The following is a 15,418-nucleotide window of genomic DNA, read 5'->3' as shown; positions in this document are numbered from 1 at the left end:
ACCGGGGAACCTGCCGTCATGAGTGACCACCAGACGTCCTTGAACCGCCGCCAACTCCTCGCCGCCGGCGCGGCGCTCGGCGTGGGCGCGCTCGCCGCCCCGCACGTGTCGCGCGCCCAGGAGGCCGCCACGCTGCGCATCACCGGCTGGGGCGGAAAGTGGGGGCAGATCATGTCGAGCGACCTGATCCCCGCCTTCGAGAAGGAATACAAGTGCAAGGTGGTGACGGACACCGCCTTGCCCTTCCTGCCCAAGCTCCAGGCCAGCCCGCGCTCGGCGCCGATCTACGACGTGCTGCACACCAATTCCAACGAGCAGTGGGCGGCGGTGGAGATGGGCCTGGTGGAGCCCAAGATCGACGCCAAGCAGGTGCCGAACCTCGCCGACGTCTATCCCTATGCGGTCAGCGACAAGATCGTCGGCGTGTCGATCTTCACCAGCGCCATCGGCCTCGGCATGCGCACCGACAAGGACTATCCGGCCGTCACCTCCTGGAAGGACTTCTGGGACGCGCGCTATTCCGGCGCGCGCGGCGGCTACGTCATCCCGGTCAACAGCCTCGGCCAGGCCTTCCTGACGCTGTGCGGCGCGCTCTACGGCAAGGGCTATACCGATCTCGACGCCGCCTATGGCGCGCTGGAGAAGATCAAGCCCATCAAGCTGGTGGATTTCACGGGCGCCATGGAGAAGATGCTGCTGTCCAGCGAGGTGGGCATCTGCGTCATCCATGACAGCGGCGTCTACCGCTATTATGACGACAAGCCGCCCACCACCTTCGTGGCGCCGAAGGAAGGCGTGCTGGCCCTTGAGCAGGTGCTCTCCATCACCCCCGGCAGCAAGGTGAAGGAACTGGCCAACGCCTATGTGAACTACATGCTCTCCCTGCCGGTGCAGAAGAAGCTGGCGCAGAGCGTGTGGTATTCGCCGACCAACAAGACGGTGGTGCTGGACGAGCCCTATGCCTCGCGCCTGCTGACCACGCCGGAGAAGGTGTCGAGCCTGATCCAGGTGGACTGGAAGTGGTACAACGCCCACAAGGACGCCATCGACAGCCGCGTGAACCGGATCTTCCGCGGATGAGCGCGCGCATCGAACTTTCCGCCGTGTCGAAGAGCTATGACGGCGGCGCCCGCGCCGTCGATGCCATCGACATGACTATCGAGCCGGGGGAGTTCTTCTCCCTGCTCGGGCCCTCCGGCTGCGGCAAGACCACCACGCTGCGGATGATCGCCGGCTTCGAGACGCCGACCGACGGCGTCATCCGCGTCGGCGGGGCGGACATCACCCGCGTGCCCGCGCACAAGCGCGACATGGGCATGGTGTTCCAGAACTACGCCCTGTTCCCCCACCGCACGGTGCGCGAGAACGTGGCCTTCGGCCTGCGCATGCGCGGCATGGCCCGCGCCGCCATCGCCCGGAAGGTGGACGAGGCGCTGGCCATGGTGGCGCTCACCGGCTTCGAGGACCGCCGGCCGGGCCAATTGTCCGGCGGGCAGCAGCAGCGCGTGGCGCTGGCCCGCGCCATCGTCATCCAGCCGCGCGTGCTGCTGTGCGACGAGCCGCTCGGTGCGCTCGACAAGAAGCTGCGCCAGTCCATGCAGTTCGAGCTGAAGCAGCTGCAGAAGACGCTCGGCGTCACCCTGGTGTTCGTGACCCACGACCAGGAGGAGGCGCTGGCCATGTCCGACCGCATCGCCGTGCTGAACGGCGGCAAGGTGGAGCAGGTGGGCACGCCGGTGGAGATCTACGACCGCCCGGCCACCCGTTTCGTGGCCGACTTCATCGGCGACACCAACCTGTTCCGCGGCGAGATCGTGCCGGCCGGCGCCGGCGTGGCGCTGAAGGTCTCCCCGGAGCTGGTGCTGCCGCTGCCGGCGGCGCCCGCCGCCTCGGGCCTCGTCTCGGTGGCGCTGCGGCCGGAGAAGGTGCGGCTCGCCGCCGGAACCGACGCCAACGCCATCACCCCCGGAACGGTGGAGAGCGCCAATTTCCAGGGCGGCCACGTGCTCTATCGCGTCGCTTTGCCCGGCAACCGGCACCTGCTGGTGCAGAGCCGCAACGACGGCAGCGGCGCGCCGCTGCCCGCCGGCGCGCCCGTCTCGCTGAGCTGGGCGCCGGCCGACCTCGTCATCCTCAAGGACTGAACGCTTATGGACACCAAACGCATGGGCGTGGTCGTCATCGGCCAGAGCCCGCGGCCGACCATCGCGGCGGAGATCGCCGCCGTGGTCTCGCCCGACTTCCGGATCGACCTGCGCGGCGCCCTCGACGGCATGACCCGCGCCGAGATCGACGCCATCCCCCCGCAGGACGGCGCCGACGCGCTGTTCACTTTGCTGCCCTCGGGCGACGGCGTACGCATCAGCAAGAAAGTGGTGGAGGCCCGCGCCGCCGCGCAGATCGCGCGCTTCGCCGAGGAAGGCGTGGCGGTGACGCTGCTGGCCTGCACCGGCAAGTTCCCCAACCTGCCGCAGGCCGGCCAGGTGATCTTCCCCTCCGCCGTGCTGCACAAGCTGGTGGAGGCGGTGCTGCCGCAGGGCCGGCTCGGCGTGTTCTCGCCGCTCGCCGAGCAGAGCGCGCTGATCCACAAGAAGTGGGAGCGCGCCGGCGTCGAGGTGGTGGGCGTCACCCTCCAGCCCGGCTCCGACGATGCCGCGGTGGATGCGGCCGCGACAGAGATGGCGGCGCTGAAGCCGGACCTCGTGGTGATGGACTGCATGAGCTATTCCAGCGCCAACAAGGCCCGCGTGCGCCGGAGCTTCAAGGGGCCGGTCGTGCTCGGCGTCGCCACCGCCGCCCGCATGGTGGAGGAGATGCTGTCATGAGCACCGATACGAGCGCGCCGTCCTTGCGCGAGATCACCGCCGAGGAGATCGAGGCGCTGGCCATCGGCGCCTGGGTGCTCGGCACCGGCGGCGGCGGCAGCCCCTATCTCGGCCTGCTCAACATGCGCCGCCTCTATGCCGACGGCCGCCGGGTGCAGTTGCTCTCGCCGCTGGAGCTTGAGGACGACGACTGGGTGGCCGTGGTGTCCAACATGGGAGCGCCGCTGGTCGGCCAGGAGCGCCTCGCCGACAGCCGCAACACCGCCCGCGCCGTGCGCATGCAGGAGGAGATCAACGGCATCAAATTTCGCGCCGTGATGTCGGTGGAGATCGGCGGCGGCAACGGCGTGCAGGCCCTCATGGCCGCCGCCGAGTTGGGCATTCCCGTGGTGGACGCCGACTGCATGGGCCGCGCCTTCCCGGAGGCGCAGATGACCTCGGTCGCCATCGGCGGCCTCAAGCCCTATCCCTGCACGCTCTATGACCCGCGCGGCATCGAGGCGGTGGTCACCAAGGTGCCGAGCTGGAAGTGGATGGAGCGGGCGAGCCGCAAGGTCTGCGTCGAGATGGGCTCCATCGCCTCCACCTCCAAGGCGCCGCGCACCGGCCGCGAGGTGAAGGACTGGGGCATCCATTTCACCACCACCGCCGCCATCCGCATCGGCCGCGTGGTGATGGAGGCCAACCGCCGCCACGAGGACCCGGTGGAGGCGATCCTCGCCTCCGAGGGCGGCCTCAGGCTGTTCACCGGCAAGGTGGTGGACGTGGCGCGGCGCGCCACCGAGGGCTTCCTGCGCGGCAGCGCCACGGTGGAGGGGCTGGAGCATGATCGCGGCAGCCGCCTCGAACTCTCGTTCCAGAACGAATGGATCGTCGCCTGGCGCGACGGCAAGGCGATCGCCACCTCGCCGGACCTGATCTGCGTGCTCGACAGCGTCTCCGGCAACGGGGTCGGCACCGAGACGGTGCGCTACGGCCAGCGCGTCACCGTCATCGCCCTGCCCGCCCCCGCCGTGCTCACCAGCCCCAGGGGCCTGGAGCATGTGGGCCCGCGCGCCTTCGGCTACGACCTCGACTTCCACTCCCTCTTCCAGCCGTCCGTCGGACAAGGAGCCTGACCATGCGACGCATCGGCATCGACGTCGGCGGCACCAATACGGACGCCGTGCTGCTCGACGGCACCACCGTCATCCATTCGGTGAAGCGCGCCACCACGCAGGACGTGACCACGGGCATCCTCGATGCCCTCGCCGCGCTGCGCCAGCACCCGGCCACGCGCGGCACCGTGGATGCGGTGGTGATCGGCACCACCCATTTCATCAATGCGGTGGTGCAGCGCCGCCATTTGCAGAAGGTCGCCGCCATCCGCCTCGGCATGCCGGCCAGCGCCGCTTTGCCGCCGTTCTGCGACTGGCCGGCCGATCTCGGCGCGCTGGTCAAGGGCGAGGTGTTCATGCTCGAAGGCGGGCATGATTATGACGGCCGGCCCTTCATGCCGCTGGACACCGCCGGCGTGCGCGCCGCCGCCCGGCGCATCAGGGACGCGGGCATAAGCTCGGTCGCCATCTCCGCCATCTTCTCCCCGCTCGATCCCAGCGGCGAGGAGCAGGCCCGCGCCATCCTCCAGGAGGAATGCCCGGAGGTGGCCGTCACCCTCTCCCACGACCTCGGCCGCATCGGCCTGCTGGAGCGGGAGAATGCGGCGCTGCTCAACGCGGCGCTGCGCGACCTCGCCGCCACCACCGTCTCGGCCTTCCGCAAGGCCATCGCCGACAGCGGCATCGACGCCCCGCTCTACCTCACCCAGAACGACGGCACGGTGATGCAGGCGGAAGTCGCCACCCAGTTCCCGGTGATGAGCTTCGCCTCCGGCGCCACCAATTCCATGCGCGGCGCGGCCCATCTGTCGGGCCTGGAAGACGCCATGGTGGTGGACGTGGGCGGCACCACCTCCGACATCGGCCAGCTTCGCAACGGCTTTCCGCGCGAGGCGAATTCGGTGGTGGAGGTGGGCGGCGTGCGCACCCTGTTCCGCATGCCGGACCTGCTGTCCATCGGCCTCGGCGGCGGCAGCCATGTGGACCCGTCCACCGGCCGCATCGGCCCGCTCTCCGTGGGCTATCGCCTGACCCAGGACGCGCTGGTGTTCGGCGGGCGGCAGCTGACGTCCACCGACATCGCCGTGGCCGCGGGCCTGCTGGACATCGGCGACCGCGCCCGCGTGCAGCACCTGACCGCCGATTTCATCAGGTCGGCGCTGGACGATGCCCGGCGCCAGCTCGAAGACAATGTGGACCGCATGAAGACCGAGGCCGGCGACGCGCCGCTGCTGGCGGTGGGCGGCGGCGCCTTCCTGGTGCCGGAAAAGCTCGCCGGCTGCTCGGACATCATCCGCGTGCCGCACGGCGACTGCGCCAATGCGGTGGGCGCGGCCATCGCCCAGGTGAGCGGCGAGACCGACCAGGTGTTCCGCGACCTTTCCCGCGACGACGCCATCGCGGCGGCGCTCGCCATCGCCCGCGACCGGGCGGTGGCGGCGGGCGCCGAGCGCGACAGCCTGAAGACCGTGGAGGTGGAAGACATGCCGATCGCCTATCTGCCCGGCAACGCCCTGCGCGTGCGGGCACGGGTGGCGGGCGGCATCGCCACCCCCGGCGTGCGCGACGCGGCCTGAGCCGCCCGCGCCATGGGCCGGCGGCCCGCACCGCCGGCCCATCCGCCTCGCTGGCCTTTTGTCCGCAAGGCATTTCGTCAGGCACGGGCGGGTGTTCACCAGGACCGCCCCGTCCTGGCCGTGCCGATCCGAACATCTGCGTGCGATGAGGGCGCCGATGGCGAATGTCGATCCGTTGCGGACCTACGGCTTTTGGGCATTCGGGATGCGGTGAGCAAACGCATAGGCACGGTCAATATTCAAGCCGGGTCCCCGATGGGATCACCCTACCTACTGAGACGGGCACCGCCTCCCCAATTAGCCCCGAAGGCTCGGAGATGGCTCAAGGCCGAGGAGCAAGAGCGAGTTCCCATATCGCGGGCGCATCACTATGCGGTATATTTAAACCAATTAAAGGAATCGGCCTGTGCGTCTGTGGGGTAGGGCTATGATCACGTTTGAAGAATTTGAGACGCAGTGGCTCGAAGAGGTTCGGGCCGGCCGACCCAGCACGACCCAGCTTGGCAATCGCTTTGCTCAAAAAATCCTACGCGACTGGCATGAGATCGACGAAGCGACGGCGGAAGTAATTCTCTGTGACGGTGCCGGAGATGGCGGCATCGATGCCGCTGTGTTCGTCAAGGCTGATCCAGCAGAAGGGATTGAAGGGGCGACGTGGATTCTCATCCAGAGCAAGTACGGCACCGCGCTCAGTGGGCCAAACACGATCACGCTGGAAGCTCAGAAGCTATTTGCGACGCTTGAGGGGCGGCGTGCATCGTTGTCGTCCGTCTCGACAGAACTTGTCGAGCGGCTAAAAACTTTTCTATCAAACAAGGGAATCGGTGATAAACTTGAATACGTTGTAGCGACCAGCCGCAAACTGACTGAAGAGGAGCTTGAGTATCTCAGGAATGTGAGAATACTTGGTCGAGATAAATTCGGCGAATGCTTCGATACTGACGCCGTTTCGATTGAGACGATATTCAATAAGGTATGCGAAGAGCAACAAGTCGTTGGGCCGCAAATATCCGTCACTCTAACAACGTCCGTCACCGCGTCGACAAAAGACCTACACATCGGCGCAACCACATTACCCGACGTATTCAAATTTATGAATGAATATAAAAATAAGTCTGGCGACTTAGACATGCTGTATGAAAAAAATGTTAGAAAATTTCTTGGCGGTAAACGCAAGGTAAACAAAGGCATCGAGAACACAATAGAGACCACACCGGAGCGGTTTGGTCTATACAATAACGGGATCACCATTGTCGCCGAACACCTATCTCGTGATAGTGTCGGCACGTTAACCTTGACTAACCCGTACATTGTCAACGGTTGCCAGACAACTCGATCAATATGGTCTGTCTTGCAAAGAAAACTAAACGCAGGAGGATCAGCCCCGACCGAAAGGCAAAAGGAGTGGGAAGAACGGCTCAAACAGGGGGTCGTTGTCACTAAGATTGTTTTGGTTGGCCCTGGCGGCGACGAACTTCTGACGGAGACAACCCGTTACACAAATTCGCAAAATGCAGTTGGAGAGAAAGATTTCATCGCCCTCGAAGCGGATTTCCGAGCCTGGGCACCAGCCTTCAATAAGGAGTTTGGCGTATTTTTGGAGATCCAGCGTGGCGCATGGGAAGCACGGCGAGCCTACCAGAAGCAAAACCCATTGGCGGTGCCGCAGTACACAGAGTCTGCCAACGCTTTCGATCTTCTCAAGGCTTATGCCGCAGGTTGGTTGGTTGAGCCGGGCATCGCCTTCGGGAAAAATCCGCCGTTTGCCCCGGGCGGATCGCTCTTCAACAAAATTGTCAACGAGGCTGGCTTTGGGACCGATTCGCTTTTCGCCGCGTACCAACTCCAGTTGCTCGCGGGTCGCTATGGCTTCGGCCGGGGCGCGACGAAGCCCTCACGGGGGCAAACCCGCTACCTGTTCATGATGGTGGCGGTTGGCCTAGTGAAAGACAGCCTGATCCAACTGGGAAAAAATAGCGAAAAGGTTGATCTAGTCAAAGCTGTACAAGCTCTCGCACGCGCAGATTTGCTTGGGCATTTCGGCAATGTGGCGGTCGGCGTGATTGATGACTATCTTATTTCGGGAGGTGACGATACAATTTATCTGGAACCGGAATATAGAAAAACAAATGATCTCAATGCGTTTCTAAAATCTGAAAAACTCGGGAAAACCGACGAATTCTCGCCGAATCTCCGAACTCAGATTTCCCTTGCAAAAAAAGATTTTCGCAGGGGAGACTATTTGGACGACGTAAACAAGGTACTTGCCGCAGCAGTCTGCTCCTCCGTCAGTCATTAGACGAACGGCTCTGGCCCGCTTAGCGATCCGCCGGCAATGGGGCTCTGTGCTGAGTGTGCGCTTGTTAGCACGCTGGCGTCACCAGGTGGTGACCGCCATGGGCAGGATCCAGACCTCTGGTCGGTGCCCGATGAAGTTCAGCAATCCAGCCTAAACCGACAATCTGCACATCCATTTTCGGCGCCGCGCCCGGCCGTGTCACTCGGCGCATCCCCGTCATTTCAGGGCGTCTCCCGGCCATGCCGAAAGGTGAGGGTCGCATCGTCATTACAGGCCCAGCGAACGCTCACGCCGCGCGGCGGGCGCGGATGAGTTCCGCCGCGCCCACCACGGCGCAGCACAAGCCCATGAGCAGCAAAGAGATGGCCGCCGCCGCCGGAAAGTCCGAGCCGGCGTCGGAAATCTTGCTGTAGAGCACCAGGGGCAGGATGTTCACCTGCGTCCCCACCAGCGCCAGCGCGGTGCCATAGGCGCCGATGGCCACCGCCGCCGTCAGGCAGAAAGCGGTGATGAGCGCCGGCATCACCTGCGGCACCAAGATGTCCAGATGCGCCGTGAAGCTGTTGGCCCCGAGCGAGCGGGCGGCGGCGATCTGCGCCCGGTCGAAATTGGTCAGCACCGGCAGCATCACCAGCACCACGCGCGGGATCAGATAATAGGAATAGGCCAGCCCCAGCCCCATGGGGGTGAAGATGAAGCCGCCGACCACCGCCGGGTCCGCCCCGAGCTTGGCCAGCAGCAGGGTGACGAAACCGGAGCGGCCGAACACCAGGATGAAGCCGTAAGCGATGACGAGGCCGGAGAAGGTGAGCGGCAGCGAGATGGCGAACAGCGCCACCGCCCGCGCGCGCTCGCTCAGCCGCGCCAGATTGAGCGCCACCAGGAAGCCGACGAGCACGGAGAAGGCGGGCGCCAGCGTACCGAGCACCAGGCTGCCCCGCACCCCGCGCCAGAACACCGGATCGGCCAGCACCCGGCCGAAGGCGGCGCCGTGATCGTCCGCCGCCTCGCGCACCACGGAGAGCAGCGGCAGCAGGAAGAACACGGCGAAGATGACGGCCGCCGGAAGGGCGAACGCCAGCCGCACGCCCCGCCCCGCCAGGGGAATGGCGCGCCCGCTCTTGCGTGATGTGCCCGGTGTCCGCGTCATGGCCGCCAATGGTCCGTCCGTCTCAATTCGTCATCCTCTCAGCAGTGACGCAACCCCTCCCCCGCGCGCACCGCGCTCCCTCTCCCGCTTGCGGGGGAGGGCTGGGGTGGGGGCGCGCGAAGCGCGGAAGCGCGCCACCACGCGCAGGCCCGAGGGCAAGGTCGCTCCGCCTGCGGCGGCCCCCACCCANCCCTCCCCCGCAAGCGGGAGAGGGCTTTACCGCGCTCAGGCTGCGCACCCGCTCAATTGCCGAGCACCTGCTTGGCCCAGAGCTGGTCGATCTCGGCCTTCTTGGCGCTGGCCTTCGCGACGTCCAGCGGAATGGCCTTGATGGCGGGCATCTGGGCGGCGACGGACGCCGGCAGCGGCACGCCGGGCACCGAAGGGCGCACATAGCCCTCGGCGAAACGGGCCTGGCCGTCGGCGCTCATGATGAAGTTGAGCCACAGCTTGCCCGCATTGGGGTTCGGCCCGCCCTTCACCAGGCTGATGGCATAGGGCGCCGCGACCGTGCCCTCGGCGGGGATGACCACGGCGACGGCATCGCCCATGCCGTCCTTGTACTTGGCCTTGAGGCCGTCATTCTCATAGCCGATGAGGATCGGGATCTCGCCCTTGAGGAACTGCGCATAGGGCGTGGTGCCCACCGTGCGCAGCACGTTGCCGGCCTTGTGCAGCTTTTCCAGATAGTCGATGCCCGGCTTCACATTGTCGATGCTGCCGCCGTTGGCATAAGCGGCGGCGATGGCCACCACCTGGCCCTGGCCGGTGGAGCGCGGGTCGAGATAGACCACCGTGTTCTTGTATTCGCTCTTCAGCAGGTCGGCCCAGCTCTTGGGCGGGGTCTTGACCAGGTTGGTGTTCACCAGCAGCGCCGGGCTCAGCGTGTGGATGGTGAACCACTTGCCGTCCGCCTGCTTGAACTCGGGCACCAGCTTGTCGAAGTTCATCGGCTGGAAGGGCGCCACCACGTCCTTGGCGGCGGCGTCCAGCGCCGAGCCGGCGAAATAATAGGCGGTGTCCGCCTGCGGGCGGTTGCGCGACTTGTCGAGCGCCACCACCGTCTGGGCCGAGCCGATGTCGTTATAGACGATCTCGACGCCGGGATAGCGCTTCTGGAACGCCTTGAACTGCTCGCCCCAATTGGCCCAGGTGGGGCCGGTGTCGAAGGAGACGACCATGCCTTCCTTCTTCGCCTGCTCGTAGAGCGCGGCCTCGCCGGGGAACAGCTCCGGCCCGTCCAGGGCCATCGCGAAGGTCGGCAGCGCGGCGGCGGGCAGCGCCAGAGCGAGGGCCGTGGCAGCCTTGGTCAGCCAATGGGTCATGACAAGCTTCCTGTGTGGAGAGCGGTTGGGTCTGGCGGCAGGAGGCGGATCGCCTCCGGTGGAATCGAGACGGCGGCGATGGCCGTCCGGATATTGGTCTCGATGCGCACGAGGCCGCTGCCCACCTCCAGGTCGCAGCGGCGCACGGCGCCGAGGAAACGGTCTTCGCTGATGCGCCCGTAGAAGACGTTGGGGCGGGCGGCGCCCGGCAATTCGGCCAGCGGCACCACCTGCTCGGGGCGCACCAGGACGCAGGTGCGCCCGCCCGGCTCGAAGCCGGCGGTGTCGCAGGCGAGTTCGCCGAGGCGCGTCACCACCCGGCCCGGCGCGCGGACCTCGCCGTCCCACAGATTGGCGTGGCCGACGAAGGCCGCCACGGTGCGGCTGGCCGGGCGGTCGTAGAGCTCGCGCGGCGCGGCCACCTGGATCAGCCGGCCGGCATGCATCACCGCCACCCGGTCGCCCATGGAGAGCGCCTCTTCCTGGTCGTGGGTGACATGCAGCGTGGCGATGCCGGCGCCGCGCTGCACCCGCAGGATCTCGTCGCGCATGCCGTGGCGCAGCGCCGCGTCGAGGGCGGACAGCGGCTCGTCCAGCAGCAGCGCGCGCGGCGAGAACACCAGCGCCCGCGCCAGCGCCACCCGCTGCTGCTGGCCGCCGGACAGGCTGGTGGGCGCGCGCTCGGCGAATTCGGCGAGGCCGACGCGGGCCAGCGCGTCCAGCGCCCGCTGCCGGCGCTCGGCCTTGGGCGTGCCGCGCACCTTCAGCGGATAGGCCACGTTGCGCCACAGGCTCATGTGCGGGAACAGGGCATAGGACTGGAACACCACGCCCAGCGCCCGCTCATGCGGCTCAAGGTCGGTGACGTCGCGCCCGTCCACCAGGATGCGGCCGGCGTCCGGCACGGCGAAGCCCGCCAGCAGCTTCAGCAGCGTGCTCTTGCCGGAGCCGGAGGGGCCGATGACCGCCAGCAGCTCGCCGGTGGCGATCTCCAGGTCGATGTCGAACACCCCGGCGGTGCTGCCGGGATAGCGGAAGGAGACGTTCTCGAAGCGCACGCTCATGGCCTCACCCCCGCGCCGCGCGGGCGGTAAGCGCGCCGCCGGCGGAGGCCAGCACGGCCAGCACCAAGAGCACGATGGTGGCCGCGCAGGCAAAGCCCGTGGCGCCGTAGAAGGCCTGGAGCAGCGTGATGGGATAGGTGCGCGACAGGAAGCCGGCGATCAGGTTGGAAATCTGGAACTCGCCGATGGAGATGGCGGAGACGGTGATGAGCCCGGCCAGCAGGCTGTGGCGGATGAGCGGGAGCACGATGTCCAGGAAGCGGCTGGAGAAGGGGGCGCCGAGCGTCGCCGCCACGCGCTCCAGCTCGTCGAGGCGCAGGTGGCCCATGTCGGACAGGAGGATGTTGAGCAGGTAGGGCAAGGTCACCACCACATGGGCGGCGATCAGCAGCCAGATGCTGCCGAGCCAGGGCAGCCAGTCGGACGAGAACACCAGGATGAAGCCGAAGCCCAGCACCAGTTCCGGCGTCGCCACCGGCAGGAGGGTGACGACCCGCGCCGCCGCCTGCACGCCGCGGCGGGCGCTGGCGTGGATGGCATAGGCCAAAGGCACAGCGATCAGCATGTCGAGGATGCAGGTGGCGGCCACCACCTTCAGGCTGGTGAGGAAGGCGCGCTGGAAGCTCGGGTCGGCGGCGACCTCCGCATACCAGCGGCCGGTGAAGCCGCTGGGCAGCAGGGTGTTGGTCCAGGTCTCCCCCACCGAGCCGAGCGCGAGCAGCGCGATGGGCGCGAGGAGGAACAGGAGATAGAGAATGGTGGCCAGCACGGCGCCGGTGATCCCCCCGAATGGTCAGGCGTCTTCTGCGCCCGATCCGATGATACTTTTATGACACGAATGTAAGTTTTCGATCAATCTGCCGACCAGGCATCCAGCCGCAGGAAGCGGGTCGCCACATGGCCCAGCACCTCCTCAACGCTGGCGCAGACGATGACCCCCGGCACCACCGGCGCGTTCAGCATGGCCAGCACCTTGCGGTCGAAATGCATGCCGAAGGCCATCTCGCTCAGCGTGCCATATTCCCCGCCCACCGCCACCAGCGCCTCGCAGGCGCGGGCGACGATGGCGTTGCGCGCCGGGCCGAGGCCGGTGGCGAGCGGGATCGTCACATAGGGATTGGCGGTGTCCCATTCGCCGTCGGGAATGATACCTATGGTCACGCCGCCGGCGGTGAAGGCGCCCCGGCTCGCCGCCTCCATCACCCCCTTGCGCCCGCCGGTGAGCACGGTCAGGCCGAGCTTGGCGAAAGCGCGGCCCAGCGCCTCGGCCACCTGCTCCTGCTCGGGCGAGGCCGCCTTCGGCCCGATGATGCCCACCGGCACCCGCCGCAGGGTTCCCCCGCCGGCCAGCAGGCCGAGCGCCTCCACCGGCGTGACCGCCCGCCCCGCCCCGTCCGCCGTCGCGGCGGCCGGGCGCCAGGACAGCGCCCAGGGGTCGAAGCTGCGGCCGCCGGCCAGCAGCGCGCCGCCCTCCGTCCAGGTGAGCGGGGGATGAGCGGCGGCGGATGAGGGCATGGGAGAGACTTTCTGGCAGGAACCGCTCGACCGGCGGCGCGAAGATGACTTACGATGGACGCATGTAAGTTTTCTTACACGAGACACGCCCCTTGCCAAGATCCTCCGCGCCGCCCGCGTCCGCCTCCCCCCTGCCCGACCCCGCGCCGGCCGGCGCCATGCCCGACGGCGCGGGCGACGCCGACGTCTCCCCGCGCCAGCAGGAGATCGTGCAAAGGGTGCGCGAGCAGGGCTTCGTCACCATCGAGACCCTGGCGCGCATGTTCGACGTCTCGCCGCAGACGGTGCGGCGCGACATCATCCGGCTCGACGAGGCCGGCCTGATCCAGCGCTTCCACGGCGGCGCCGGCCTGAAGGAGACCACCACCCGCCTGGTCTACAGCCAGAAGCGCGCCGCTTCCCCCGACGGCAAGAAGCGCATCGCCCGCGCCTGCGCCGCGCTCATCCCGCACGGCTCCTCGGTCTGCCTCGACGTCGGCACCACGGTGGAGGCGGTGGCGCAGGCGCTGCTGGAGCACCGGCGCATGCACGTCATCACCACCAGCGTCGGCGCCGCCGGCATCCTGGCCGGCAGCCAGGTGGGCGACGTGGTGGTCACCGGCGGGCTGATGCGCGGCGCCGATGGCTCGCTGGTGGGCGAGGCCGCCCTCGCCAGCCTGAACAGCTTCCGCATGGACACCGCGGTCATCGGCTGCTCCGGCTTCGACGACGTGGACGGCGCGGTGATGGATTTCGACCTGCTGAAGGTGGCCACCAAGAAGGCCATGGCCGCCCAGTCGCGCCGGGTGATCCTGGTGGCGGACGCCACCAAGTTCACCCGCTCCGCCTTGGTGCGGGTGATGGATTTCGCGGCGGTGTCGGCGCTCGTGACCGATGCGCCGCCGCCGGACCATCTCGCCCAGCGCATCGCCGAGGCCGGCTGCCGCCTGCTGGTGGCGGCGCAAGACGATTAGGCGGAAGACGACCAGCGCCCTCCCGCCCCGGGCAGGTCCGGCAGGGCGGGCCCGAAGCGGGGAAGGCCGACACGGAACATCCCATGGCGCAGCGAAGGCCGCCGCGCCATGGCGGACCACGTGACCCCGCGCCTCAGCCCGCGAGGCGCGCGTCGCGTTCCTTTATCAGCCGGTCCAGTTCGGCCTGCTGCTCGTTGATGCGGTCGGCCTGGAACTCCTCCGCCGCCGCCCCCGAGGCGCCGGACGCCTGCTCGATGAGATCGCGGATATTGGCCCGGATGGCGGCGATCTGATCGTCCAGGTCGCTCACGTCGTGCGTTGCGGTCATGCTGTTCTCCTTCACCTGGCGGAACCGTGAGCGCCGGTGCCGGCGGCGGCGCGCAGGGCCTCCACCAGGCCCTCCACGTCCCGCGCGCCATCATAGCGCACGCCGTTGATGAAGAGGGAGGGGGTGCCGTTCACGCCGCTGCGGATGCCGCCCGTGAAGTCGTCACGGATCCTGGCGTCGTAGCGTCCCTCGAACGCGGCCATCACCGCCGCATTGTTGAGCCCGACCTGCGCGCCGTAGTCGAGCAGGTCCCGCATGTCGAGCGCGGCCTGGTTCTCGTACAGCATGTCGTGGGCCAGCCAGAAGCGGTCGATGGAGGCCGCCGCCTCCGCCAGTTCCGTGGCCTGGGCAGCGTGCGGATGAGCCTCGGTGATGGGGAAGTTGCGGAACACGAAGCGCAACTGGTCGCCCATGGCCTGCTGCACGGCCTTGAGCACCGGATAGGCCTCGCCGCAATAGGGGCATTCATAGTCGCCATATTCCACCAGCGTCACCGGCGCATCGGCCGGGCCCTGGGCATGGTCGCCGGGGCCGACCGGGGGCGTAAGACGGTTCATGCCTTGTCTCCTTTGGCCTGAACCTGCCCGGCGATGACCTCCAGGGCTTCGAGGATGCCATCCGCGCCGGGGTCGATGCCCACCGGCGAAACGTAGCTCCAGCGGATCACGCCGGCGGCGTCGATCACGAACAACGCGCGGGCGCAGGTGCCCTCCTCCTCGCGGTAGACGCCGTAGCTGCGCGCCACCGCGCCCTTCGGCTCGAAATCCGCGAGCAGGGGAAAGTGGAACCTGCGTCCCCCGGCGAACGCCGCGTGGCACCACACGCCATCCACCGAGAGGCCGACCAGTTGCGCGCCGAAGCGGCGGAACTCCGGCAGGATCTGGTTGTAGAAGCCCATCTGATCGCTGCACACCGGCTCCAGTCGGCCGGATAGAAGGCGAGGATGACGGGCGCGCCGCGCAGGTCCGCCAGCGCCACCTGCTGGTCGGGCGTGGCGGGCAGGTGGAAATCGGGCGCGGCGACACCGGGCGGCAGCGCGGGCTGCGGAGCGGCATCCCGAAGTGGGGAGACAGGCATCGCTGACATGGCAGGCATCGCTGACATGGAAGGACCGCCCGCGGCGCCTGCTCCCTCATGCGCCGCCGCATCTGCGGGCGGGCGAGCCGCCTCCGCAGGCAAGCACACGTGGATTGGCGTCGAGGCAGGCATACGGCAATCCCAGCTTCACATCCCAGGGCATCTTGCGTCTAGCATGGCCGGTGCGCCGGCGATTGTATCATCGGAC

The 15,418-nt window shown here is 67.6% G+C and carries 14 protein-coding genes and 1 pseudogene; 7 read left to right on the top strand and 8 right to left on the bottom strand.

All coding sequences use genetic code 11. The features are described from left to right. The first annotated feature begins 18 nt into the window (after window positions 1-18). From YU1_RS0104730 to YU1_RS32540, 6 genes are all read left to right on the top strand, one after another. A complete protein-coding gene (locus YU1_RS0104730) occupies window positions 19-1,080 on the top strand; it encodes an extracellular solute-binding protein (protein WP_029003079.1) in 1,062 nt (353 codons plus the stop codon). Then, the gene (locus tag YU1_RS0104725) at window positions 1,077-2,144 is read left to right on the top strand and encodes an ABC transporter ATP-binding protein (RefSeq protein WP_029003078.1); all 1,068 of its coding nucleotides are present in this window, start codon (window positions 1,077-1,079) and stop codon (window positions 2,142-2,144) included. Before YU1_RS0104730 ends, YU1_RS0104725 begins: the two co-directional genes overlap by 4 nt. Before the next feature lie 6 nt (window positions 2,145-2,150). Continuing rightward, a complete protein-coding gene (locus YU1_RS0104720) occupies window positions 2,151-2,825 on the top strand; it encodes an AroM family protein (protein WP_029003077.1) in 675 nt (224 codons plus the stop codon). Continuing rightward, on the top strand, window positions 2,822-3,943 hold the full coding sequence (locus YU1_RS0104715; protein WP_035713866.1) for an S-methyl thiohydantoin desulfurase family protein: 1,122 nt from the start codon (window positions 2,822-2,824) through the stop codon (window positions 3,941-3,943). The genes YU1_RS0104720 and YU1_RS0104715 overlap by 4 nt, the downstream gene beginning before the upstream one ends. Window positions 3,944-3,945: 2 nt before the next feature. Then, a complete protein-coding gene (locus YU1_RS0104710) occupies window positions 3,946-5,499 on the top strand; it encodes a hydantoinase/oxoprolinase N-terminal domain-containing protein (RefSeq protein ID WP_029003075.1) in 1,554 nt (517 codons plus the stop codon). Between the two features lie 427 nt (window positions 5,500-5,926). Next, entirely contained in the window at window positions 5,927-7,798 is a 1,872-nt protein-coding gene (locus YU1_RS32540; RefSeq protein ID WP_084539663.1) for an AIPR family protein, read from the top strand. A gap of 286 nt (window positions 7,799-8,084) precedes the next feature. On the opposite strand, the gene YU1_RS0104705 is transcribed toward YU1_RS32540, so the two are convergent. The 5 genes from YU1_RS0104705 to YU1_RS0104685 all read right to left on the bottom strand — a co-directional run bounded on the left by YU1_RS0104705 (window position 8,085) and on the right by YU1_RS0104685 (window position 12,852). Beyond that, window positions 8,085-8,948, bottom strand: coding sequence for an ABC transporter permease (locus YU1_RS0104705; RefSeq protein WP_084539662.1), 864 nt, complete (start codon window positions 8,946-8,948; stop codon window positions 8,085-8,087). 242 nt (window positions 8,949-9,190) lie between these two features. After that, window positions 9,191-10,273: an extracellular solute-binding protein gene (locus tag YU1_RS0104700; protein WP_029003073.1), complete on the bottom strand. Its 1,083-nt coding sequence runs from the start codon at window positions 10,271-10,273 to the stop codon at window positions 9,191-9,193. Continuing rightward, window positions 10,270-11,337: an ABC transporter ATP-binding protein gene (locus YU1_RS0104695; protein ID WP_029003072.1), complete on the bottom strand. Its 1,068-nt coding sequence runs from the start codon at window positions 11,335-11,337 to the stop codon at window positions 10,270-10,272. The genes YU1_RS0104700 and YU1_RS0104695 overlap by 4 nt, the downstream gene beginning before the upstream one ends. Before the next feature lie 4 nt (window positions 11,338-11,341). Beyond that, window positions 11,342-12,106: an ABC transporter permease gene (locus YU1_RS0104690; RefSeq protein WP_035713863.1), complete on the bottom strand. Its 765-nt coding sequence runs from the start codon at window positions 12,104-12,106 to the stop codon at window positions 11,342-11,344. Between the two features lie 83 nt (window positions 12,107-12,189). Beyond that, window positions 12,190-12,852, bottom strand: a complete 663-nt coding sequence (locus YU1_RS0104685) for a TIGR00725 family protein (protein WP_029003070.1) — start codon at window positions 12,850-12,852, stop codon at window positions 12,190-12,192. Window positions 12,853-12,944: 92 nt separating this feature from the next. Between YU1_RS0104685 and YU1_RS0104680 the strand changes: the two genes are divergently transcribed. Beyond that, a complete protein-coding gene (locus YU1_RS0104680; RefSeq protein ID WP_198018828.1) occupies window positions 12,945-13,805 on the top strand; it encodes a DeoR/GlpR family DNA-binding transcription regulator in 861 nt (286 codons plus the stop codon). A 133-nt stretch (window positions 13,806-13,938) separates the two neighbouring features. Here YU1_RS0104680 and YU1_RS0104675 read toward each other — a convergent pair whose 3' ends face one another. The 3 genes and pseudogenes from YU1_RS0104675 to YU1_RS28015 form a co-directional block, all read right to left on the bottom strand. After that, window positions 13,939-14,133, bottom strand: a complete 195-nt coding sequence (locus YU1_RS0104675; protein WP_029003068.1) for a hypothetical protein — start codon at window positions 14,131-14,133, stop codon at window positions 13,939-13,941. Between the two features lie 11 nt (window positions 14,134-14,144). Then, entirely contained in the window at window positions 14,145-14,690 is a 546-nt protein-coding gene (locus tag YU1_RS0104670; RefSeq protein WP_029003067.1) for a DsbA family protein, read from the bottom strand. Beyond that, window positions 14,687-15,210 (bottom strand): annotated as a pseudogene (locus YU1_RS28015) (redoxin domain-containing protein). The gene YU1_RS0104670 and the pseudogene YU1_RS28015 overlap by 4 nt, the downstream one beginning before the upstream one ends. Window positions 15,211-15,418: the final 208 nt, after the last annotated feature.

The organism is Azorhizobium doebereinerae UFLA1-100, assembly GCF_000473085.1.
In the GTDB taxonomy this organism is placed as follows: Bacteria; Pseudomonadota; Alphaproteobacteria; order Rhizobiales; family Xanthobacteraceae; genus Azorhizobium; species Azorhizobium doebereinerae.
This window is presented reverse-complemented; position numbering and strand designations above follow the sequence as displayed.

Coding starts and splice junctions, on each gene's coding strand:
- YU1_RS0104730 (WP_029003079.1), top strand. CDS start 19: ATGAGTGACCACCAGACGTCCTTGAACCGCCGCCAACTCCTCGCCGCC.
- YU1_RS0104725 (WP_029003078.1), top strand. CDS start 1,077: ATGAGCGCGCGCATCGAACTTTCCGCCGTGTCGAAGAGCTATGACGGC.
- YU1_RS0104720 (WP_029003077.1), top strand. CDS start 2,151: ATGGACACCAAACGCATGGGCGTGGTCGTCATCGGCCAGAGCCCGCGG.
- YU1_RS0104715 (WP_035713866.1), top strand. CDS start 2,822: ATGAGCACCGATACGAGCGCGCCGTCCTTGCGCGAGATCACCGCCGAG.
- YU1_RS0104710 (WP_029003075.1), top strand. CDS start 3,946: ATGCGACGCATCGGCATCGACGTCGGCGGCACCAATACGGACGCCGTG.
- YU1_RS32540 (WP_084539663.1), top strand. CDS start 5,927: ATGATCACGTTTGAAGAATTTGAGACGCAGTGGCTCGAAGAGGTTCGG.
- YU1_RS0104705 (WP_084539662.1), bottom strand. CDS start 8,948: ATGACGCGGACACCGGGCACATCACGCAAGAGCGGGCGCGCCATTCCC.
- YU1_RS0104700 (WP_029003073.1), bottom strand. CDS start 10,273: ATGACCCATTGGCTGACCAAGGCTGCCACGGCCCTCGCTCTGGCGCTG.
- YU1_RS0104695 (WP_029003072.1), bottom strand. CDS start 11,337: ATGAGCGTGCGCTTCGAGAACGTCTCCTTCCGCTATCCCGGCAGCACC.
- YU1_RS0104685 (WP_029003070.1), bottom strand. CDS start 12,852: ATGCCCTCATCCGCCGCCGCTCATCCCCCGCTCACCTGGACGGAGGGC.
- YU1_RS0104675 (WP_029003068.1), bottom strand. CDS start 14,133: ATGACCGCAACGCACGACGTGAGCGACCTGGACGATCAGATCGCCGCC.
- YU1_RS0104670 (WP_029003067.1), bottom strand. CDS start 14,690: ATGAACCGTCTTACGCCCCCGGTCGGCCCCGGCGACCATGCCCAGGGC.